Annotated in this window: 23 protein-coding genes; 17 read left to right on the top strand and 6 right to left on the bottom strand. The window is 65.3% G+C overall.

Annotated elements, in window-relative coordinates; translation table 11 throughout:
* The first annotated feature begins 130 nt into the window (after window positions 1-130).
* From AC1D2O_RS26140 to AC1D2O_RS26130, 3 genes are all read left to right on the top strand, one after another.
* The gene (locus tag AC1D2O_RS26140) at window positions 131-868 is read left to right on the top strand and encodes a helix-turn-helix domain-containing protein (protein ID WP_478091267.1); all 738 of its coding nucleotides are present in this window, start codon (window positions 131-133) and stop codon (window positions 866-868) included.
* Between the two features lie 522 nt (window positions 869-1,390).
* The gene (locus AC1D2O_RS26135; protein ID WP_478158150.1) at window positions 1,391-2,344 is read left to right on the top strand and encodes a POTRA domain-containing protein; all 954 of its coding nucleotides are present in this window, start codon (window positions 1,391-1,393) and stop codon (window positions 2,342-2,344) included.
* Window positions 2,345-2,393: 49 nt separating this feature from the next.
* On the top strand, window positions 2,394-3,254 hold the full coding sequence (locus AC1D2O_RS26130) for a PoNe immunity protein domain-containing protein (RefSeq protein WP_478158149.1): 861 nt from the start codon (window positions 2,394-2,396) through the stop codon (window positions 3,252-3,254).
* Between the two features lie 72 nt (window positions 3,255-3,326).
* Here AC1D2O_RS26130 and AC1D2O_RS26125 read toward each other — a convergent pair whose 3' ends face one another.
* Both AC1D2O_RS26125 and AC1D2O_RS26120 read right to left on the bottom strand, forming a co-directional pair.
* The gene (locus AC1D2O_RS26125) at window positions 3,327-4,022 is read right to left on the bottom strand and encodes a hypothetical protein (protein ID WP_478158148.1); all 696 of its coding nucleotides are present in this window, start codon (window positions 4,020-4,022) and stop codon (window positions 3,327-3,329) included.
* Between the two features lie 443 nt (window positions 4,023-4,465).
* Window positions 4,466-5,047, bottom strand: a complete 582-nt coding sequence (locus tag AC1D2O_RS26120; protein WP_478094283.1) for a BPSL1445 family SYLF domain-containing lipoprotein — start codon at window positions 5,045-5,047, stop codon at window positions 4,466-4,468.
* Between the two features lie 530 nt (window positions 5,048-5,577).
* On the opposite strand from AC1D2O_RS26120, the gene AC1D2O_RS26115 reads away from it, so the two are divergent.
* The 4 genes from AC1D2O_RS26115 (at window position 5,578) to AC1D2O_RS26100 (ending at window position 9,042) form a co-directional block, all read left to right on the top strand.
* The gene (locus AC1D2O_RS26115) at window positions 5,578-6,150 is read left to right on the top strand and encodes a chemotaxis protein CheB (RefSeq protein WP_478158147.1); all 573 of its coding nucleotides are present in this window, start codon (window positions 5,578-5,580) and stop codon (window positions 6,148-6,150) included.
* 22 nt (window positions 6,151-6,172) lie between these two features.
* Window positions 6,173-7,111, top strand: coding sequence for a DUF3616 domain-containing protein (locus tag AC1D2O_RS26110; RefSeq protein WP_478090249.1), 939 nt, complete (start codon window positions 6,173-6,175; stop codon window positions 7,109-7,111).
* 66 nt (window positions 7,112-7,177) lie between these two features.
* Entirely contained in the window at window positions 7,178-8,263 is a 1,086-nt protein-coding gene (locus AC1D2O_RS26105; RefSeq protein ID WP_478090248.1) for a carboxymuconolactone decarboxylase family protein, read from the top strand.
* Window positions 8,260-9,042, top strand: a complete 783-nt coding sequence (locus tag AC1D2O_RS26100; protein ID WP_478090247.1) for an adenylate/guanylate cyclase domain-containing protein — start codon at window positions 8,260-8,262, stop codon at window positions 9,040-9,042. Before AC1D2O_RS26105 ends, AC1D2O_RS26100 begins: the two co-directional genes overlap by 4 nt.
* A gap of 19 nt (window positions 9,043-9,061) precedes the next feature.
* On the opposite strand, the gene AC1D2O_RS26095 is transcribed toward AC1D2O_RS26100, so the two are convergent.
* A complete protein-coding gene (locus tag AC1D2O_RS26095) occupies window positions 9,062-10,474 on the bottom strand; it encodes an aminotransferase-like domain-containing protein (RefSeq protein WP_478090250.1) in 1,413 nt (470 codons plus the stop codon).
* Window positions 10,475-10,725: 251 nt separating this feature from the next.
* On the opposite strand from AC1D2O_RS26095, the gene AC1D2O_RS26090 reads away from it, so the two are divergent.
* The 5 genes from AC1D2O_RS26090 to AC1D2O_RS26070 are packed head-to-tail and all read left to right on the top strand — an operon-like array spanning window position 10,726 to window position 14,922.
* Window positions 10,726-12,357, top strand: coding sequence for a cbb3-type cytochrome c oxidase subunit I (locus AC1D2O_RS26090; protein ID WP_478090246.1), 1,632 nt, complete (start codon window positions 10,726-10,728; stop codon window positions 12,355-12,357).
* 4 nt (window positions 12,358-12,361) lie between these two features.
* On the top strand, window positions 12,362-13,075 hold the full coding sequence (locus AC1D2O_RS26085; RefSeq protein WP_478090245.1) for a cbb3-type cytochrome c oxidase subunit II: 714 nt from the start codon (window positions 12,362-12,364) through the stop codon (window positions 13,073-13,075).
* Window positions 13,050-13,664 carry a c-type cytochrome gene (locus tag AC1D2O_RS26080; protein WP_478090244.1) on the top strand — a complete coding sequence of 205 codons (615 nt, stop codon included), beginning with the start codon at window positions 13,050-13,052 and terminating at the stop codon, window positions 13,662-13,664. The genes AC1D2O_RS26085 and AC1D2O_RS26080 overlap by 26 nt, the downstream gene beginning before the upstream one ends.
* Window positions 13,664-14,293 (top strand): SCO family protein, encoded by a 630-nt coding sequence (locus AC1D2O_RS26075; RefSeq protein ID WP_478090243.1) that lies wholly within the window; start codon window positions 13,664-13,666, stop codon window positions 14,291-14,293. The genes AC1D2O_RS26080 and AC1D2O_RS26075 overlap by 1 nt, the downstream gene beginning before the upstream one ends.
* 2 nt (window positions 14,294-14,295) lie before the next feature.
* On the top strand, window positions 14,296-14,922 hold the full coding sequence (locus tag AC1D2O_RS26070) for a hypothetical protein (RefSeq protein WP_478090242.1): 627 nt from the start codon (window positions 14,296-14,298) through the stop codon (window positions 14,920-14,922).
* An 87-nt stretch (window positions 14,923-15,009) separates the two neighbouring features.
* Here the strand turns inward: AC1D2O_RS26070 and AC1D2O_RS26065 are convergent, their stop codons facing one another.
* Complete coding sequence (locus AC1D2O_RS26065) at window positions 15,010-15,471, bottom strand: methyltransferase family protein (RefSeq protein ID WP_478090241.1); 462 nt, start codon at window positions 15,469-15,471, stop codon at window positions 15,010-15,012.
* Window positions 15,472-16,168: 697 nt separating this feature from the next.
* Between AC1D2O_RS26065 and AC1D2O_RS26060 the strand changes: the two genes are divergently transcribed.
* The 3 genes from AC1D2O_RS26060 to AC1D2O_RS26050 all read left to right on the top strand — a co-directional run bounded on the left by AC1D2O_RS26060 (window position 16,169) and on the right by AC1D2O_RS26050 (window position 17,861).
* Window positions 16,169-16,909, top strand: a complete 741-nt coding sequence (locus AC1D2O_RS26060; protein WP_478158146.1) for an acid phosphatase — start codon at window positions 16,169-16,171, stop codon at window positions 16,907-16,909.
* Window positions 16,910-17,025: 116 nt separating this feature from the next.
* On the top strand, window positions 17,026-17,364 hold the full coding sequence (locus tag AC1D2O_RS26055) for a hypothetical protein (RefSeq protein WP_478090239.1): 339 nt from the start codon (window positions 17,026-17,028) through the stop codon (window positions 17,362-17,364).
* Window positions 17,365-17,510: 146 nt separating this feature from the next.
* Window positions 17,511-17,861, top strand: a complete 351-nt coding sequence (locus AC1D2O_RS26050; RefSeq protein WP_478090238.1) for a VOC family protein — start codon at window positions 17,511-17,513, stop codon at window positions 17,859-17,861.
* A 182-nt stretch (window positions 17,862-18,043) separates the two neighbouring features.
* Here the strand turns inward: AC1D2O_RS26050 and AC1D2O_RS26045 are convergent, their stop codons facing one another.
* On the bottom strand, window positions 18,044-18,244 hold the full coding sequence (locus tag AC1D2O_RS26045; protein WP_478158145.1) for a hypothetical protein: 201 nt from the start codon (window positions 18,242-18,244) through the stop codon (window positions 18,044-18,046).
* A gap of 614 nt (window positions 18,245-18,858) precedes the next feature.
* Between AC1D2O_RS26045 and AC1D2O_RS26040 the strand changes: the two genes are divergently transcribed.
* Window positions 18,859-19,068, top strand: coding sequence for a hypothetical protein (locus AC1D2O_RS26040; RefSeq protein WP_477650518.1), 210 nt, complete (start codon window positions 18,859-18,861; stop codon window positions 19,066-19,068).
* Window positions 19,069-19,349: 281 nt separating this feature from the next.
* Here AC1D2O_RS26040 and AC1D2O_RS26035 read toward each other — a convergent pair whose 3' ends face one another.
* A complete protein-coding gene (locus AC1D2O_RS26035; protein ID WP_477650517.1) occupies window positions 19,350-19,562 on the bottom strand; it encodes a hypothetical protein in 213 nt (70 codons plus the stop codon).
* Between the two features lie 176 nt (window positions 19,563-19,738).
* Here AC1D2O_RS26035 and AC1D2O_RS26030 point away from each other — a divergent pair, with 176 nt between their 5' ends.
* Complete coding sequence (locus AC1D2O_RS26030; protein WP_477650516.1) at window positions 19,739-20,074, top strand: YciI family protein; 336 nt, start codon at window positions 19,739-19,741, stop codon at window positions 20,072-20,074.
* The last annotated feature ends 4 nt before the right edge of the window (window positions 20,075-20,078 follow it).

Here is a 20,078-nt window from a genome sequence, read left to right as displayed (position 1 = left end):
CCGAATCGGTGAAATTTGCGTCAACGCAATTTGCGTATACGCAACTTCCGGGCCCGCGTCATGCGGGTCGGCATGGATGGCGCGACGCCGGGCTGGCAGAATCTCCCTGCATCACAAGAGAAAGCCACGCGTGAATCCACACACAGGGACCAAGCCGGGGACGAAGCCGAAGGAAGAGCCGCCCAAGCTGGACCGCACCACTTTCGGCCATCGACTGCGCACTGCGCGCAAGCGCTTCGGCTGGACGCTGGCGCAACTGGCCGAGCGCTCCGGCGTGTCGATCACCACCATCTCGCGCGCCGAACGCGGCCAGCTCGCGCTGGGCTACGAGAACTTCACCGCGCTGGGCCGTGCGCTCGAGATGGACATGAATGCGATGTTCGCGGGGGCCGGCGTCAAGCCCGCGCAGCTCGAAGGGCCGGTGGTCACGCGCGCGGGCAAGGGCGTGGTGTACCGCGGACTCTCGATCGCCTACGAGTTCCTCGGCACCACGGCGGCCGGAAAGCAGATGAGCCCCGTCGTCGGCACGGTGCATGCACGCCGCATTCACGGCCCCGAGGACTTCGTGCGGCATGTGGGCGAGGAGTTCGCCTATGTGCTGTCGGGCGAGATCGAGGTGCACTTCGAGAACGGCGAGGTGGTTCACCTGGCGCGCGGCGATTCGCTGTACTTCGACAGCCGTCTCGGCCATGCCTACGTGAGCGTGAGCCGCCAGCTCGCGAAGATCGTGGGCATGACTTCGAGCGAGAGCGGCCTGATGCGCTCCGCCCGCGACGGCGACGAGCGCATGGCGCCCATGGTGAAGACTGCGCGCAAGCCTGCCGCAAAGAAAAGCGCCAAGACCGCGAAGGCCGGAAAGAGCGCTTAGCCCACGCCATCGACGCCGTCGAAGGCTGATGGCGGCGGCAAGTCGAAAGTCGAGAGGAAGACATAGGGCCGTACGCATACGCCAATGTCTGTTCCTCCGTGCAAACGCAAATAGACGTTGAGCGTGCCGTGTCAAAGCGGACCGGCAATTCGAGACACCAACTCATTGTGTCGAGCGAGAGGTAAGAAGATCTTCTTATTTCACTCGATGTAGATGTTTATTTGGCAATTGAATGGTGGCTTGCGCGGTGAATTTCTTCGAAAGAAAAAGAGAGATATTGCACGAATCCAAGACGAATCTGATGTCGTCGCGAGGACTTGCATTTCTACAATAATCAGTCGAGAAAAGCCGTTCCTCTGCCCCTAGAGGCACCCGACGGATGTGCGCAAGGCATCGGTGGGCGAATAGCTCCCGAGGTGCGCAGCGCCCTAGAAAATCGCCGGCCTTTCTTGACAGAATTTTTGTCAATCTTGACTCGCTGATACGAAGAAATCATTCGTCCAAGCTGAGCAATTCAGGGTGGTGGTGCTTTCGGATCGACGCGGTGATGCCGCGTCCTTCGGCGCATCAATAAGAACAATGACTTTTCCTTTCCGCGGGCGTGCGTCGCCCAAAGCGGCTGTTTGCCGCGTTCCGAAACTCTCGGCCTCCATCCTCTCGCCCCTTTTGCTCACGGGCGTTGCCGCCGCGTTCGCGGCTCATGCGCAAGTCGCCTCCACGCCCAGGCCGATCATCGAGGAGCAACGCCAGCTAGAGCGCGAACGCGCGTTGCGCGAGCAGCAGGAACGCACGGTCGACACTCGGCCGAAGCCCGCGGTCATCGATGCGCAAACCTTGGCGGAGGACGAGCGGCCGTGCTTTCGCATCGATCGGCTGGTGCTCTCGGGCGAACTGGCGGACGATTTCCAATGGGCGCTGGATGCCGCAGCGAGATCGGGTGAAGCAGCCGACGACTGGCAGGGTCGCTGCCTCGGCACCGCAGGCGTCAACGTCATCCTCGCTCGCGTCCAACAGGCCGTGATCGCCCGAGGCTATGTCACCACACGCGTGCTCGTCGGCCCGCAGGACCTTGCCGCCGGCACATTGGTCCTGACGCTGGTCCCCAGTCGCATTGCAGCGATCCGCTTCGAGGATCGGGAAGAAGGCGAGGACAAGACTTCCACCAGCCTGCGCGGCGCCATCCCGGCGCAAGTGGGCCGTCTCGTCAACCTGCGCGACATCGAACAGGGCCTGGAGAACCTCAAGCGCCTGCCCACCGCTGACGCCGACATCCAGATCGAGGCTTCCACTGCGCCAGGCGCGCGGCCGGGCGACAGCGACCTGGTGGTCGCGTACACGCGCAAACGCCCACTGCGCGCGACCCTGTCCGAACATCACTTACCAACGGCCGCGTTGAGAGATGGATGGTTCGAACGCTGCCGGATGGAAGCACTGAAATTCGTGTGTTGGATGCGGCTGGCAACGCCAAGCCTGTAGATACCTCAAAAATTCTGCTTCCGAATGGAGCTAATTTGGGAGCAAAACTGTGATTCGCGACACCAAAGGCGGCCTTGCGTATTGGAATAGGCGAATTTCTAATTCGCACGATGTGATTTCCAAGGATTTAATTAGAATTCAGAATCCATTTGTTGATGAATCGTATCGCCCGCAGTTTGTGCATGAAATCGCGCAGCGCTACGAACGCCTGATGTTTCAGCGTTACTCCCGTGGCGATCCTGTTCAGGAACTCGCACAGCATTTCGGGCCTATGCTCGACTTCTGGGAAGAGTCGCGCCGTCTTGGGCTCTCGGTTTATCCTCCCGAGCGGCTGTACACCCGCCAGACTTGGGCCGTGAATTTCGACCTCTATATAGACTGCTTCTGGCTTGTGGGCTTGGCGCTGACACTCGAAATCCCTGACGACCTCTGGAATCGTCTGCTAGCGCTGATTGGCAACGAAGGAGAAGACATCCTGCTTGATCGCGTCATTGCCAGCCGTTCCCCGGGCCGCAAGATTGGTACGCAACTGTGCTTCAAGAAGCCCTATGCGCGACTGCTCAAAGCCGTCGATGCGCCAGCGGACCAGCAGGCGGTCAAATTGCGCGAATTCGTCGATCACTGGTACGAAGAAATGGCGACCATCGGCAAATCCGGCCGCGCGAAGCAAGCAGTGCCCTATGCCCATCCGTACTGGCACAAACTGGGCAACGACAACTTCGAAGGTGGCGCGTACTTCGGGCGCTGGTGCGTCGAGGCGGTTGCCGCGGTGAAGGCCTTTGGCATGGATGACAGTCTGTGCCTCGGGCATCCGCACTATCCGGGCGATCTTTTGCGCCCTAACGGGCCGGGCACGCATCCTCCGAGGGCATCGCGCCTTCCGGCATGGATTGCCAAATTGCTGCGTTGAATTTGCGGCGCGGATGACTGCGGGAAAATTCAAACCCGTCGCGGAGTTTGATGCCCTGCTCAAGCCGGCCCCTCATGCAAGCGGCGTGGCGGCGGTCCACAAGTCCAGGTACGCGACCGCCTTCTCCTTCTCGATCGCCGCGCCGCTTCGTTCGATCGACGCCGGCGATTTCTTCGCGAAGTCCGCGATCGACTGAGACAGGTTCCAGACCTCCGTGCGGTCGATCAGCAGCAGGCGATCGTGCAGTGACTTGCCGCGTGCGAGGCGGACTTCGAGCGGGCGAGCGGATTTGTACTGCGCCTGCCAGCGACTGGCCGCCGGCGCGAGGCTGGCCTTGGTCCCGGCGCGATCGCCCAGGATGAGGATGTGCACGCCTTCCTGCGCGGCGATGGCGATGTCCGTCAGCGCGGTGGCGTTCACGTAGGGATCGACGATCAGGACCTCGCGCCGGGCCGCACGCACGACTTTCGCCAGCTCGGCGAACACGTCGAAGGGCGAGCGCGTGGCGATGAATGCGCCACGTGGTGCTTCGCCCGCAGAAGCTGCAGCGGGCGGCAAGCCGCGATCGAGCACGGCGGCGAGGCGCCGCCCTGGCGGGACGCGGAAGAGGCCGCGCCGTGGGGCCAACGGCCGGTGGCCGTTCGAGCCGGCCGCGTCGTGCGCGGCACGGTGCGCCGGCTCATCGCCGACGTTCACGATGACCTGCACCGGTCCGCCGTGGATGGAAATGGCGATGCAGGGGGAGTCACTATCATTCGAGGTAGCCATGATGTGCGGTTTCCTTTGCGGGTTGCACGTTGTGGTTAGAGCCTCGTTGGTGTTGCTGCACCTTCGGGGCTCGCCTTTTTGCTCAGAGCGAAGCCCTGAGCGACCTTGCGCGTGGCCGAACACAGGAAGCGGTCGGCACATGCAGCAACCGGCCATTTCACCGCGGTGCGGCGCTTGCGCGAACCCCGGCGGTTCGGAAACTGCCGGGGGAAATGTCTGGGGTTGAGGTTTTGCCTGCGGGCCCGTGCCGGGCCCGGAACCGTACGAAGGACGGGCCCGGCGCGGCTTTCGCTACAGGGACGAAATCAGTCTTCCCAGGCTCGACAGGGCCTGCTCGCTGCGCGCATCCCGGGGGCGGCCGTCCGACCGCCTCGGCAAGGGTGGCCTGGCGGGCCCGCCAGCACGACTCGTGGAGTCCCGGGACCCCACGAGTCGCGCTCAGTTCAAAGTTGAATCCGATCGATCTTCGCGCCTTGCAGCGATATACCGGCTTCCAGCCCGACGTTGGTGAGCACGAAACCCACCACAGGCTGCTGAGCAGTGTTGGTGTCGATGTTTCCGTTGGCGCCGATGGTTGCGAGCGCCACCGTGGCATCCGCGCCGACAGTCCAACCCTGGCTGCTGCGGAACTTATCCAGTGCTTGCTGCGTGGTGAACAGGTAGATGACCGCCTTCGACTGCGCGCCCGCCTGGAAACCGAGCGACCCCGCGGTGGTGCTGTAGTAAGCCTCGGTGCGTCCGCCCACGCGGAGCACACCTCGACCGTATTGAGCGCCGACAACGAAGCTCGCGTCGACCACGGCCGGAAACACCAGCACACCCCTGGATTTGGCCACCAACTCGCGCGAGCCCGCAACATTGGTGTAGAGCTTCGCGAGCGTCTCATTGACCTGGGCATCGATCGACGCACGCGAAGACGTGCTGCTCGCGCTCTCGCCCTTCATGGTCGTCGTGCAACCGACGAAAGCGAGGCCCGCCACCGCAACGGCGGCGGCACGCATGGCTGTTGTGAAGTAGGGGTACATGGCGGCTCCTTCGTGGCTATGCTTCTGGCGCTGGCCTGACGATGCGAGCCATGCGCCTTCGCCAATGATAGGCAGGCCAAAGTGCCTCCAAGTCCACTGTGGAAGCGCACCTACACGGATTCGCGGCATCGGCGAAGTCGTTTGTGAGATTGCCCACGACCCGACCGGGCGCGTCTTTTTTCATGAAGGACGACGCCGCCGCCTACACGCGTACAGCCCAAAGTCTGATGGCACGAATGCGCCATCCGCTGCATACCTTCAAGGCCAGTCATCCCCGCCCTGTCCGCTGGGACGGGCCAGTCGTTGGGCAGCAGCCTCGCCCTGGCTCCGCGACAGCGGCCCGCGCCCTTGTCTGACAGATTGTTGCAACGGTCAGGCGTAGCGTTCCAGGCTTTCGACCTCATCAGAAGGAGGATCGCCATGAAATCCGAGCAGGCAGAGATGGGTAAGAGGGGTAAGAGCGAGAGCGCCGGCGACGCCGCGCCTCCTCGCGTGGACCGAATGGACGACGTCCTGCGGCGAGGTCGACCGTGAACCCGCGGCGCGACCTGGTCGTGATCGGCGCGGTCGAAGGGGAACTRCCGACCTTGTCGACACTCCTGAATTCGCTGCCGACCATTTTCCACGCGGCCATCCTCGTGGCGCTGCGCACCCATTCGCAGAGTGTCCAGACACTGGTCCGCATCATGGATGGCTATTCGTCCATGCCGGTGAGCTATGCGTGCGAAGGTCGCTTCGCCCGGGTCGGCCATGTCTATCTGCCGCCGGCGGGCATGGGCCTCGTCATCCGGCCGGAGGGCGTGATGGGGCTGGACGAGCGGGACACGACGTCGACGGGCATGCGCCCCATCGACCGCCTTTTCAGCTCTGCTGCCGCGACCTGCGGCCAGCGTGTGATCGGGGTACTGCTCGCAGGCAGCGAGGGCGAGGGCTCGCTGGGCATGAGCGCGATCCAGGAGGCCGACGGCGTGGCGGTCGTGCAGGATGGGGCCGAGGCTGCGGCGCCCGTGTGCCCGCTGCACGCGATGAACCACCAACGTCCGCACAGCGTCGTGCCGCTGACCGGGATTGCACCGCTTCTCGCGACGCTGGTCGAAGGGTGACGCAGCGGACCGAAGGCAGGCCATGGAAATCCACAATGCCCGAGTGCCGCAGACTCTTCCTGCCTTCCGGCCCCTGGCCGGCATCTATGAGCCGTCCGCGATCCAGCAGTTGCCGGACGGGCGCTTTCTTGTGGTTGAGGACGAAAAGGACCACCCCTTCAGTCTGGTCACGATGGGCGCTGACGGAAGCGTTGGCAGTGCCCCCCTGACTGCCGGGCTGTTTCAAGTCTTCAGCGACTTCTGGAAGCTCGACGATCTTGAAGGACTTGCGCTGGACCGATCGGGATTCGTGTACGCCATTACCTCGCATTCTCGTGACGACGATGGCAACGAGAAGAAGTCGCGCGAACGGCTGGTTCGCTTCCGAGTCGAGGGCCATCGCGTGGTCGAGCCCAAGGTCGTGCACGGACTCAAGCGCGCCTTGACGATGGCATATCCGTTGCTGGCCTCGGCTGCCGAGATCCGGGACGTCAAGGACGCCGGAGGGCTCAACATCGAGGCGTTGGAGATGTGCCCGGACCAGCAGCGGCTGCTGATCGGCTTTCGAAGCCCGCTGCACGAAGGTCGCGCCATCATCGCCAGCGTCGAAAATCCGGCTGCACTCTTCGATGATGACGCGCCGCCTCGGCTGGCCGCCGACCTCAGCGAACTGGATCTGGGCGGCCATGGCATCCGCGGTCTTTCCTACATGCCTGCGCTCGGTGCGTACCTGGTCGTCAGCGGGCCGATGTCGCGCGAAGGCGGCGAGTTCTCGCTCTGGCGCTGGAACGGCCAGCCGCACGGCTCTGCGCGTCGCGTCACCATTCCCGGTCTGCCAGGCCTCGCGCGCGCAGAGGGAGTGTGTCCAGCCGTCGTCGACGCAGGACCAGGAATCATCGTCGTCAGCGACGACGGCAGCCGCCGTGAAGGACGCCCTGCCAGTTTTCTGCTGCTGGGCATCGATCACCTTCGATTCGACTGAGAGAACGGTCGGCTCGGCGTTACGGCAGAATTCGCTTCAAAGCCGATGCTTTCGGTGGAGAAGCCCATGGCTGTATTGCTGAGCGAGATCCAGTGGAGCGACCCGGTCCTGTCGGTGGCGCACGACGTGGCGTGGGAAGCTGAACTCAAGCGCCGCGGCGCACAGGTCCTCGAGGTAGACCGCCGGGTCGCTCCCAGCCGTTGGCTGCGCGAGGCAGCCTACGAGGCAACGAACTACGTGCCGGTCGCCCTGTCGGAGCGGCTGCAGCGCATCGGCAGCATGGTCACGGCGCAGGAAAATTCGTGTCGATACTGCTATGGCGCGAACCGTGCCTACATGAAGGTGCTGGGCTATTCCGAGTCTTTCATCCAGCAGGTCGAACGCGACGTGCAGACGGCCGAGCTGGACGAGAAGGAACGCGCCTACATCGCCTTTTGCCGCAGTCTGGCCCGATCGAGGCCCCGCCCGGCTGCGGCCGAGCGTGCCGCCCTGCTTGAGCTCGGCTATACGCCGGTGCAAGTCTGCGAGATGGCCTTTTCGATCTCGCTCGGGTGCTTCTACAACCGCGTGAGTACGCTGCTGGCGTGTCCACCCGAACAGAAGTTCGAACGCATGGCCAACGGACCGTTCCGCTGGGTGCTCGCGCTCGCGATACCGTTGATGAAGAAGTTCTCCCCAAGGAGGCCGGAGGAGGCGGTGCCGGATCGGGCTGCGTTGGCTGCCGGCCCCTTTGGCGTGGTCGTGGCGCCGCTCGCCGGTCTGCGTGCAGGCAGCGTCATGAAGGCGGCGCTCGACGGCGCATTCGACTCGGGGGTGCTGAGCCGCAACGCCAAGGCCCTGATGTTCACAGTGATCGCGCGCACACTCGGCTGCCCGCATAGCGAAGCCGCGGCGACCCGGTTGCTGCTGGAAGAGGGCCTGAGCCAGGCCGAGATCGAAGGCGCGATGGCGACGCTTCGTTGCCCCCGCCTGGCACTGCGCGAAGCCGGCCTGCTGGCCTGGGCGCGCGACACGGTGTACTACGAGCCTTCGTCGATTCAGCGAAGGACGCGCGCCCTCGGTGAGGCACTGGGGGCCGACGCATTGCTGGAAGCCATCGGCGTGGCATCGCTGGCGAACGGGACCGTCCGGCTGGCGATGCTGCTGGAATGATGACGCTGGTGTGGGCCCTTGCCGCGGCCGGAGCCATCGCCCTCTCCATCCTGGCGGTACTCGTCCTGCGCGGCCGTCGCCAGAACGACCAGTTGGAGAAACTGCTGCTGGCCGCCGACGACAAGCTGGAGCAATTGCAGCGTCAGTTCGAGCGCTTCGTGCCGGCTGACGTGGTGGAGCGGCTCACCCGCACCGGCGACGCCTTCGTACCCGAGCGGCGCCAGGTGACGATGCTGTTCGCCGACCTGCGAGGCTTCACGGCCCTGTGCGATCGCCTCGACCCCGCGATCACGGTGAACATTCTCAACGACTATTTCCGCCACATGACGGTGGCCATCACGCATCATCACGGCCATGTCACCGAGTTCGTGGGCGACGGCTTGCTGGCCCTGTTCGGCGCCTTGGAATCCAATCCCTGGCAGGCGCGGGACGCCGTACTCGCCGCACTGGACATGCGCTCGGAACTGGCGCGCTACAACGACACCCTGCGTGAGAAGGGCCTGCCTGAACTTCGCTTCGGCATCGGCATTCACGGTGGGGAAGTGGTGGCAGGCGTGATCGGGACCGCGGGCCTTTCGAAGTTCAGCGTGACCGGCGATCCGATCAACGTGGCCTCCCGGGTCGAATCGCTGACCGGCAAGTACGAAGTCGATCTGCTGATCACGGAGGAAATCCGTCGCGCGATCGACGATCAGTTTCACCTGCGCCCCATGCCGCCGGCCCTGGTCAAGGGCAAGGCGGAGCCGATCCAGACCTATTTCGTGCAGGCCGAGAAGTAGGGCGCGCTGTCGGCCAAGACTACAGCGACGACACCAGTCTCCCCAGGCTCGACAGGGCCTGCTCGCTGCGCGCATCCCAGGTGTGGCCGTAGTTCAGCCGCAGGCAGTTCGTGAACGCGCGGCTGGCGGAGAAGATCGGTCCTGGCGCCACGCTGATGCCGAGCGACAGCGCATGGCGATGGACCTTCAGCGCGTCGATGCCCTCGGGGAGTTCGACCCACAGGAAGTAGCCGCCCGCGGGCCGGGTGGCCCGCGTGCCGCTCGGAAAGTGATGTCCGACCGCCTCGGCAAAGGTGGCCTGCTGGGCCGCCAGCGTCTGGCGCAGCTTGCGCAGGTGCTTGTCGAATCCGCCGCGCTCCAGGTAGAGCGCCATCGCGCGTTGCGCCGGCGCGGAGGCGCTCAGCGTGGTCGTCAGCTTCTGGCGCGCAACCGATTTCACGAAGCGCCCGGGCGCCGCCCAGCCGATGCGGTAGCCGGGCGCCAGGCATTTCGAGAACGAGGAGCAGTGCATGACCAGGCCCTGCGTGTCGAAGGCTTTCGCGGGCGCCGGGCGCTTGTCGCCGAAATAGAGCTCGGCATACACGTCGTCCTCGATGAGCGGCAGCTGGTGGCGCGCGAGCAGTTCCACCAGCGCCTTCTTCTTGGCCTCCGGCATCGAGCTCCCGAGCGGGTTCTGGAAGGTCGTCATCAGCCAGCACGCCTTCGGCTTGTGGCGCGAGATCGCATGCTCCAGGGCCGTGAGGTCGATGCCTTCGCGGGGGTGGGTCGGCACCTCGATGGCCTGCAGCCCCATGCGCTCGAGCGCCTGCAGCGCCGCATAGAAGGTGGGCGATTCGACGACCACCGAATCGCCGGGACGGGTCACGGCGGACAGGCACAGGTTGAGGGCTTCGAGCGCGCCGTTGGTGATGACGATCTCGTCCGTGTGCACGGGCATGCCGTCGGCCAGATAGCGCAGCGCGATCTGGCGGCGCAGCGCCTCGTTGCCCGGGCTCAGGTCGTCCACCGTGCTCCAGGGGTCCAGCGACTGCGCGCTCGAGGCCATGGCCTGGCCGAGCCGCCCCAGCGGGAACAGCAACGGGCTCGGAAACGCCGAGCCGAAGGGAACGACATCGCGCGTCATGCTGGATTCGAGGATCTCGAACACCTGTTCGCTGACGTCGACCGCGATCGATTCGTCCCTGGGCTGCGAGGTCAGGTCCGGTTCGGGCGGCACCTGCCTGACGCCGGCCGAGACGTAGTAGCCCGACCGCTCCCTGGCCCGGATCAGGCCGCGGGCCTCGAGCAGGTAGTAGGCCTGGAACACCGTGGACGCGCTGACGCCCCGGCTCTGGCTGGTGTGGCGCACCGACGCCAGGCGGTCGCCGGCATGCAGCACGCCGGTGCGGATCGACGCCTCGATGTCGGCGGCCAGCGCTTCGTAGAGCTTCATCAATGCCTCCCGGATGCAGCTCGCGACGGGCTGGCCCGGCGTGCGCTGATATGCAATTTCGTGGATTGTAGTGAAACGCATGAATGTGAGCTTGTCGGCCCGATGCGGGGAAGGGGTGGCGGGTGGATCGCTATCTGATCTGCTTTTTGACGAGGCAACTGGTGATTCACGATCTGATCCATGCGACCTAGGATCGTGGTCACGTTCTTCCCCGGCCCCGTGCCTGACCCTCGGGAAGACAGAAAGAGGACATGAACCCCACCGCCTTGCTGCTGGCCACCTTCCTGCTGTCGATCACCGGCCTGTTTGCATTCATCTGGTCGCTGCGCAAGGGCCTGTTCGATGCCGAATCGACCGGCGCGCGCACCATCTTCTCGGCCGGCGAGATCGGCCATCCCGAGGAGCCCTCGGCCAGCGCGGAGCAGCAGCGCCGGCTGGCGGCCGTGACCGCGGGCCAGGCAGCGCCGGCCCGGGGCATGGCGCCCAGCGAGGCGACGGTCCGCGAGGCGGCCGACCGCTCCAGCGCGTTCCCGGCCTTCGTGCTCATCGGCTCGGCCGTGGTCTGGCTGCTGGTGGCTTCGGCCGCCGGCCTGCTGACCTCGCTCAAGCTCCACTGGCCCGACCTGATGACCGAACACGCCTGGCTCACGATGGGCCGCCTGCGCACGCTGCACCTCAATGCGGTGGCCTATGGCTGGGCGCCGCTGGGCCTGCTCGGCCTGGCGATCTGGATGCTGCCGCGCCTGCTCAAGACCCAGTTGATGGGCGGGCGCCTGGTCATCGTCGGCGCCGTGCTCTGGAACGCGGGCCTGATCGCCGGGCTGGGCGCGATCGCCATCGGCCTGAGCGCCGGCATGGAGTGGCTGGAGATCCCCTGGCAGATCGGCGGCCTGTTCGCCGTCGGCGGCATGCTGATCGGCCTGCCGATGGCGCTGATGCTGCAGCGGCGCCAGGTCCAGCATCTGTACGTGTCGGTCTGGTACATGGGCGCGGCGCTGTTCTGGTTCCCCACGCTCTACATCGTGGCCAAGATCCCCGGCGTGCACTTCGGGGTCGAGCAGGCGACGATGAACTGGTGGTTCGGCCACAACGTGCTGGGCCTGTTCTACACGCCGCTGTCGATCGCCTGCGTCTACTACTTCCTGCCCAAGGTCATCGGCCGGCCGGTGCGCTCGTACAACCTGTCGCTGCTCGGCTTCTGGACCCTGGCCTTCTTCTACGGGCAGGTCGGCGCCCATCACCTGATCGGCGGACCGATCCCGGAGTGGCTGATCACGCTGTCGATCGTGCAGAGCGTGATGATGATCATCCCGGTGGTGGCCTTCTCGCTCAACCAGCACCTGACGCTGCAGGGCCACTTCAGCGCGCTCAAGCACTCCCACGTGCTGCGCTTCATCTTCTTCGGCGCCGTGATGTACACGCTGGCCTCGCTGCAGGGCTCGCTCGAAGCGCTGCGCTCGCTCAACGCGGTCACGCACTTCACGCACTTCACGGTGGCGCACGCGCATCTGGGCATGTACGGCTTCGTGTCGATGGTGATCTTCGGCGGCGTGTATTTCGCGCTGCCGCGCATCCTCGACACCCGCTGGCCCAAGCCCGCGCTGATCAGCCTGCACTTCTGGCTGGTGGTGGCCGGCTTCGCGGTCTACATGATCACGCTGAGCATCGGCGGCATCCTGCAGGGCCTGATCCTGCTCGACCCGGCGCGCCCCTTCATGGACTCGGTCGCGGTCACGCTGCCCTGGCTCCAGGGCCGCTCCATCGGCGGCGCGCTGATGACGCTCGGCCACCTGGTGTTCGCGTGGCACGTCGCGCTGATCACCGCGCGCTCGGGCGTGTTCACGCAGACCGACCGCATCGCACTCCACACCTCGGCGGTCTGACACCATGGAAAACGAACTCAAGCTCGTGAGCGGCGCGATGGTGACGCTCTCGCTCGCCACCGCCGCGATGATCATCGTGCCCTTCCTGCAGCTCAAGGACGAGCCGGCGCCGCCGGCCCTCAAGCCCTACAGCAGCCAGGAGCTCCGGGGCCGCACGGTCTACATGGCCAACGGCTGCATCGCCTGCCATACGCAGCAGCCCAGCACCACCGGCGCCGGCATCGCCGATGCGCAGCGGGGCTGGGGCCGCGCCTCGGTGGCCGGCGACTACCACTACGACGAGCCGCCGCTGCTCGGGACGATGCGCACCGGGCCGGACCTCTTCAACATCGGCGTCCGCCAGCCCAGCGCGGACTGGCACCTGGGCCACCTGTTTCAGCCGCGGGCCTACGTGCCGGGCAGCATCATGCCGTCGTATCCCTTCCTGTTCGAAGTGAAGAACGAAGGCAGCGCGGCCAAGGGCGAGCGCATCGTGGCGCTGCCGCCCGGCACCGTGCCGCTCGGCAAGACGGTGGTCGCCACGCCGGCGGCGCTGGATCTCGTGGCCTACCTGCAGAGCCTGCAGCGCGAGTACCCCGTGCTCACGCCGGCGCAGGCGGAGGCCGTCACGCGCATGCTGCCGGCGCGCCGCGGGCTCGAAGCGCCGGCCGCCGCCAACGCGTCGCCCGAAGTCCCCACAGGAAAGAACAACGATGAAGCAGCCCCAGCAAAGCCGTAGCAGCGAGCACGCCGATCCGCACGAGCAGTACAACCCGGTGCCGCGGGTGGTGCTGGGCCTGGCGCTGGGGCTCGTGGTGTGGGCCGTCGGCTACATCCTGCTGGCCAGGCCCGATGGCCTCGCGGGACTGGGCGACCAGCGCGCGCCGGCCACGCTGGCCAAGGGGACGGCGCCGGCGCAGGGAGGCACCGTCGACGGGCGCCAGCTGTTCGTCGCCAAATGCCAGGCCTGCCACCAGGCGGCCGGGCAGGGGCTGCCGGGCGTCTTTCCGCCGCTGGCGAATGCGTCGTGGGTCAAGGGGCCGGCCGAGATCCCGATCCAGATCGTGCTGCACGGACTGAATGGTCCGATCGAAGTCGCCGGCACGACCTACAACGGCTCGATGCCCGCCTTCGGGGAGCAGATGAACGACGCCGAGCTGGCCGCCGTGCTGAGCTTCATCCGCGCCGAATGGGGCAATGCCAGTGCCGCGGTGGACGCGACGGCCGTGCAGGCCGCGCGCAAGGCCAGCGCCGAGCGCACGCAGCCCTGGCCGGGCATTGCCGAACTGCAGAAGTTCGCAGCGTCCGCCGGCGGGACGCCGCCGTGATGCGCGGCTGGCGCACGCTGGCGTCGACGGCCATCGTGGCCGTCGCGGCGCTGTCTGCGTTCGCGGCCGTGACCCATGGCTTCGCCGCCGTGACCTCGGACGGCGTGAGGCGCGCCGAGCTCGCAAGTGCGCCGCGCACGCTGCCCGCGATCGGATTGATCGACGCCGGCGGCAAGCCGCTGGCGTTGAGCGACTACGGCCGGCCTGCGCGGCGGGTCACCTTCGTCACGCTGGCCTATGTGCGCTGCCAGTCCGTGTGCCTCACCAGCGTCGCCGGGCAATCCTGGCTGCAGGGCGAGATCCAGGCGCGCGGGCTCGGCGACCGGGTAAGGCTGCTCACGCTCAGCTTCGATCCGGCCAACGACACGTCGCAGGTGCTGGCCGAACAGGCGCGGCGGCTGGACGCCGACCCCGCGGTCTGGCGCTTCGCCGGCGTCGGCGATCCAGGCCAGCTGCGGGCCATGCTGGACCTGTTCGGCGTCGTCGTGCTGCCGGACGGGCAGGGCGGCTATTCGCACAACGCGGCGCTGTTCCTGATCGGCGAGGACGGCCGCCTGAGCCGTGCCTACGACATCGATCGCCCGGACATCGCGCTGGCCGACTACCTGCGCAGCGCCGCAGGCGCGTGAGCATGGCGAGACGCTGGAGCCACCTTCTGCGCGACCTCGCGCCGGGCCTGCTGCTGGCCGGCCTGGCGGCTGCGCATCCCTGGCTCGAACACACGATGGCGCGCCACATGGGCCTCGAGCTGCCCGCCTTGCTCCTGCTCGGCGGGTTCGCGGCCGCCCGGGCCGGAGACGGCTTGAGCCGCGCCATCGGCCGCTGGAACGCCCACGGGCTGCCGGGCCTGCTGTTCGCGCTGTGCGTGACCGGGTTCTGGATGGTGCCGGCGGCGCTCGACCTGGCCGTGCTGCACACGGGCGTGGCCGTCGCCAAGGTCGCGAGCCTGGTCGCCGCGGGGCTGCTGCTGCGCGCGTCCTGGGCCTCTGCCGGCACCGTGCTGCAGGCCTTCATCGTCCTCAACGGGTTCTGGATGACCCTGGCCGCGGGCCTGATGTACCAGGAAGCGCCGCAGCAGTTGTGCAGCGTGTACCTGGTCGACCAGCAGGGGCAGGCCGGCCGTGCGATGGTGGCCTGGGCGTCGGCGGGGCTGGTCGCCTGGCTGTGGTTTGTCGCCCGCTCTTCGTGGCGTTCGGAAGACGTCGCGGTGGGGCAGGTGCCTTCGCTGGCGCCATGGTCGATGTGCGACCCGGGCTGAACCGGGCACCCGTGGCAACGCCACGTCGGACGCCGTTGCCACCCGGCTCCTTGCAAGGGCTGCAAGCCTAATGCGACGCCCAGAGCCTCAGAGCCATCGACGAACCCTCGCCTTGTAGCTGACATATACGTCACCGAATGCCGACATGAGGGCTCTCTCCTCTGGCGCTATTTGGAAGCGAGTCATGTAGGCCACGAACACTATCGGTCCGGCCAGCGTCCAGGGCGCGCAAAGGAACGCCGTCCAGCCGACGAGCACGAAAAGCAAACCAACGTACATCGGGTTGCGGGTGACTCGGTAGATGCCGGTGGTGACCAACGATGAGGCAGTTTCGGGCTTCATCGGGTTCAAGGTTGTTCGGGCCTGATGAAACGCGATGACGCCTGCAGCGCTGAATACGCCGCCGACGAGCGCGATGGCAACCGCAACAGCAATTCGCAGGGGAGCAGCGACTTCGAAGGTCAGCGTGAGCCGAGAGACAGCCCACATCGCCAATGCGAGAACCAACGCCACGACCGGGGGCGGAACCTTCAGTTCGAGTGCATTCATGGGATTCCTGTCGCTTGAGTGCATCGCAGGCTACTTCAATGTGCCGGGTTCAGTCGAGGATGCGGACATTGGTTTGTGCAGCTCCGCGGTTGGGCCTGACATCGCTCCAGTTCCGATCGCGCTGCGCGTTGCACCGTGCCGCCGCCGGCGCGACCGGCTACAGTCGGCCAGCTGCAGACCTTCGAACCGCCCCTTCCATTCGACACGAACGCATGACCATCTCTCGATTCCGCATGCTGGCTCCCATCGCTCTGGTGAGCCTTATGACAGCATCGGCTCATGCGCGCAGACGAGGCGGGGGCGGCGGTGAAGGCGAGGACCTGATGCCATGGCTCACAGAGTTCATGGCGTACTTCTTCCTAGTCATGCTCGCCCTAGCCGTTGCAGGCGCGCTATGGCGCTACTTCACGCGCCCCTCCGCCGCGGACCTGGCCCGAGAGCGAAGCATGAGACGCCTGTCCAGACGAGAAGACAAGGCAAGGCGCCGACCGCAGCGCTGACGGCTATGCTCCGGCAGCAGCCGGCCAGGAACGGACATTTGGAGCGTGAGCGCCACTAACATGGCGTCTCCCACTAGAACGAGGCATCCATGGAAATCCAGACTCTCACCGCGGCCCTGACCGTCGCGCTGCTCGCCGCCGCCTGCACCACGGCACCGCGCGTGGTCGCACCCACTTCGCCGACCGAAGTGGGCGAAGTGCGCGCCGGCACCGGCTACCTGAAAGGCTATCTCGCGCCCGCCGAACTGCCCGACAGCCTCGCCCTGTTGCCACCGCCACCGGCCGAAGGCTCGCCTGCCTTGGCGGCCGACACTGCCGCCTTCCGCAACCTCACCAAACAACAAGGCACGCCGCGCGGCGCCATGGCCGTGTCGGATGCGAACCTGCATTTCCCCGAAGCTGCATCGGTTTTCTCGTGCGCCTTGGGCGTGCAGATTTCCGAGCAGGCCACACCCAACCTGAACATGCTGCTGCGGCGCACGTTGACCGATGCCGGCCTGGCGACCTACAAGGCCAAAGACAAGTACGGGCGCACGCGTCCTTTCGTCATGCTGAAGACCGGTAGTTGCACGCCGAAGGAAGAAGCCTTTCTGGCCAAGGATGGCTCCTATCCGTCGGGCCACTCAGCCATCGGCTGGGGCTGGGCGCTGGTGTTGACTGAACTGGCGCCCGATCGCGCCGACGCGCTGTTGCAACGCGGCCGGGCTTTCTCACAAAGCCGCGGCATTTGCGGCGTTCACTGGCAGAGCGACATCGCGGCAGGGCGCCTGGTCGGTTCCGCCACGGTGGCACGTCTGCACACCAACCCGGTGTTCAACGCACAGATGACCGCTGCACGCGACGAGATCGCCAAGGCCCGCGCCGTCGGCGCACCGCAAACGGCGGCATGCACCACCGAAGCAGCGACCATCGCGGTTTCAAGTTCGTCGGCGCCTTGATCGCGTAGGGCGCGCGAGTCGTGCAGCGGAAGCTCAAGGCCCATAGCCCCGAGGCCATGACCGGCTACAGTCGGCCACGAGCGGACCGTCAACGATTCATCCTGAAAGGACGCCACATGAACCGCTTCCGTTGCCCGAGGTTGAAGCTTGCCTGCACCACAGCTTTCATGCAGTTGCTTTGTGCATGCACGGGTGCACCGGCCGCCGCGCCAGCGAGCCCGCCCGGCCTCGTTCACGACTCGCCTGACACAACCAAGGTCTGCCAAGCTGACCAAGTGCCGGACGCATCCCTTGTCGGGAAGACGGAAGCCGACGCTCTGGCCCTGCTCAAGGGTTGCCCTTGGCGCATCGGAGAACGGGACGGCCAGCAATTTCCCGGCACCATGGACTTCGAACCGACGCGGCGGACATTGGGGATTGCTGGCGGCAAGGTGACTTGGGTTCGGCGCGGATAGTTCGAAGATGACCGCAGGATGCCATCGCGAGGAGTGCGCCAACCGAGGTCAATCGCGTTGGGGGCGCCGTAGACAGGCAGGCGGCTAACAGCCGTCATTGGGACCTACCGTCCAGTTCGAACGCAGCAGCACAAAAAGGAAGCAAGTTGCAAGTCAAACGGATCGTCGCCAATTTCGAGGCGCTGGAACCCGGCCGGGCCCGGGCGTTCTATCAAGATGTCCTTGGCCTCGAGCTTTTGATGGACCATGGCTGGATTCAGACCTTTGGCTCTCCGACAGAGATGGCCATACAGGTGAGCTTCGCCGCGGAAGGTGGTTCTGGCACCCTGGTGCCGGACCTATCGATTGAAGTGGATGATGTGGATGCTGCGCTCGAGCGCATGAGGACCGCCGGCTTCTCTATCGAATACGGACCCGCTGACGAACCCTGGGGCGTCCGCCGATTCTTCGTTCGCGATCCATTCGGGAAGCTGGTCAATATCCTTGCGCACTTATGAGCGCCATCCTGTCTACCACGAGATTCGGCCACAAGCCGACCGTCACCGCGTCCGTTGCTGGACGCTGCGGATGGGTCGGTCCGGCTGAGCCCCGCTTGACTTCGACCCGTCGCCGCACCGTGCCGACACCGGCAAACCACGCATCGAGAGGACGTGGTCGCCTACAAAGACGACTAAATCGCTTAGCGTCCTTGCTGCAACCGGTGCAACCCTTGGTCTGTCAGGAGCTTGCCGCCTTGGCGGTCCATTTCCACAAATCCGTTCGAACTTAGGCGATTCGAGACTTTGATTGAGTCGGTCGGATACCGCCGGGCATTGGCCTTCTGGAGAGCTTGGAGCGCACTCCACTGTTCGTCGTTGAGCTGAACTTTCTTGTTGGCCATCGCACTCTCCTTCAGCGGGCAGCCAGTATCGTCGCGCGTCTAACCAGCGCGCCACCTTGGAATTTCTCTTGCGAGAAAGTTCGAATCGGAGTAGGGAGGGGCCTTCACTCGCCGCTGAGAATTAGTGACTGGGAATCCCTGGCGCCACGGAAACGAGCGGTCGGCGAACTACATCGGACAGACTCAGCGCAGCCGCGGAGTTCGAGGTGCCAAGCAACGAATTTCGCACGAAGCTGACATCGGTCGCCAGGGCGCTGAATGCCCTTGTGATGACTGCGTTGGTGATGAGCCCTTGAATTTGTAGCGACACACGTAGGTCGCCGTTCGGCCAGGACCAGCCGTTCGACTGCGCTGTGGAAATCGCTTCTTAGCGGACGCTCGCTCGCACGTTGAACCCGTGCGCTTCAACAGCAGGGTCACACGTTGGCCATGCCACACGAAACGGCGTCAGGACCCAGGCCGTAGGAATTGTCGGCGTCCATGCTGAGCTGGGCCGTTTTCCGATGGTGCGCCCGCTTGATAGCGCCTGGAGGAAATCGGCGCGCTGACGAATACAAAACGGGCACCTCCAGCGCATACTTAAGCCAGCTTCCTGGCACGAAAGGAGTTCTGCCGTGTTCACAACTGAAGTTAATTTGCCCGAGCTCGCCTTATTGGCTGGGACCCGCGGCGCCTTGGGGGCGGGAGTCGGCCTGCTGCTTTCCGACAAGCTCAGTGAAGAGCAACGCAAAAACATCGGATGGACGCTGGTGGCCGTTGGCGTGCTGACCACAATCCCGCTCGCGGCCATGCTGTTCGGTCGCCGCCGAAAAAGCGACGCCTGACTTGGAGAGCCTTCTTCACGCCCGGGTCGTCCTTGGCGCCCAGCCGGCGTCCATACCCACGGTTCGATGGTTCTTGGCGCGCTTGCCGGCAGTCGGCCCAAGACCGGCCATTCGCCCATGCCGCCCAGTTCGCGGACACTCTAGGGTCGGCGACGTCTGGATTGAAGCTGCGGCCTCGGCAGGCTGACAGTACCCGGCCATGAGCCGCCGCTGGCGTCCGACCTTCAGTTCAGCGGTCTGAAGACCCATCTAGACCACATAAGGGCGGACCACCGGCCGCCTTACAAACTCGGTCTGATGATTCCGAGCATCAGGTCCGCGTTGAGCTTTGCGAGTTCCTGAACGAGGGACCACTGCTTCGTCATCAACTCCGCGAACTGCGGGTTGGCCGGATTGGCCATCCCTGACAGGGCAAGCTTTGCTGTCTCCTGAGCAATGTTTTGCTGCTCAGCAAGGATGTTCCTGACGCTTGTGTTGTATTCGTCCAATGTCATGCGAAGGCTCCAAAACCGGGCAAACGCCCAAGTAGCATCTTAGGCTTCCTGTGTTCGCGGCCCCGGTTTTCGAGCCCAACGCTTTGGGTCTCGACCGGCGACGGTCGGCCAAAAGCCGGCATACTGAGGCTTCGGACGCGTAGCCCAACTGGCGTAGCGCAGCATCGGGGTCAAAGATGAAATTTCTGTGTTTGGCGTACGGAGACGAGGCTGGGTGGAAGCGCTTGAGCGCGTCTGAGAAGGACGAAGTCTTGGCTGCCGACGCGGTTGTCCGCGCTCGCGGCGACCTGATGTCCGCCGTTCGACCGGAGGTCAGCACCGTCACGAATTGGGATGGCAGTATTCGCTTGTCCGACACACCATACGCGCAGCATGCTCTCCCGCTGGCCGGCTTCTCCGTCATAGAGGCGGAGACATTGGACGAGGTGCTTCGCCTTGTTGCGAAGACGCCATGCGCCCGTGCTGAGGGATACATAGAAATCAGAGCGCTCTGGGAAGCCAGTGCAGGTTGAGCGC

This window comes from Variovorax sp. P1_G12 (assembly GCF_056405555.1).
The sequence above is the reverse complement of the archived record's forward strand: the minus strand, read 5'-3'. Positions and strand labels throughout refer to the sequence as shown.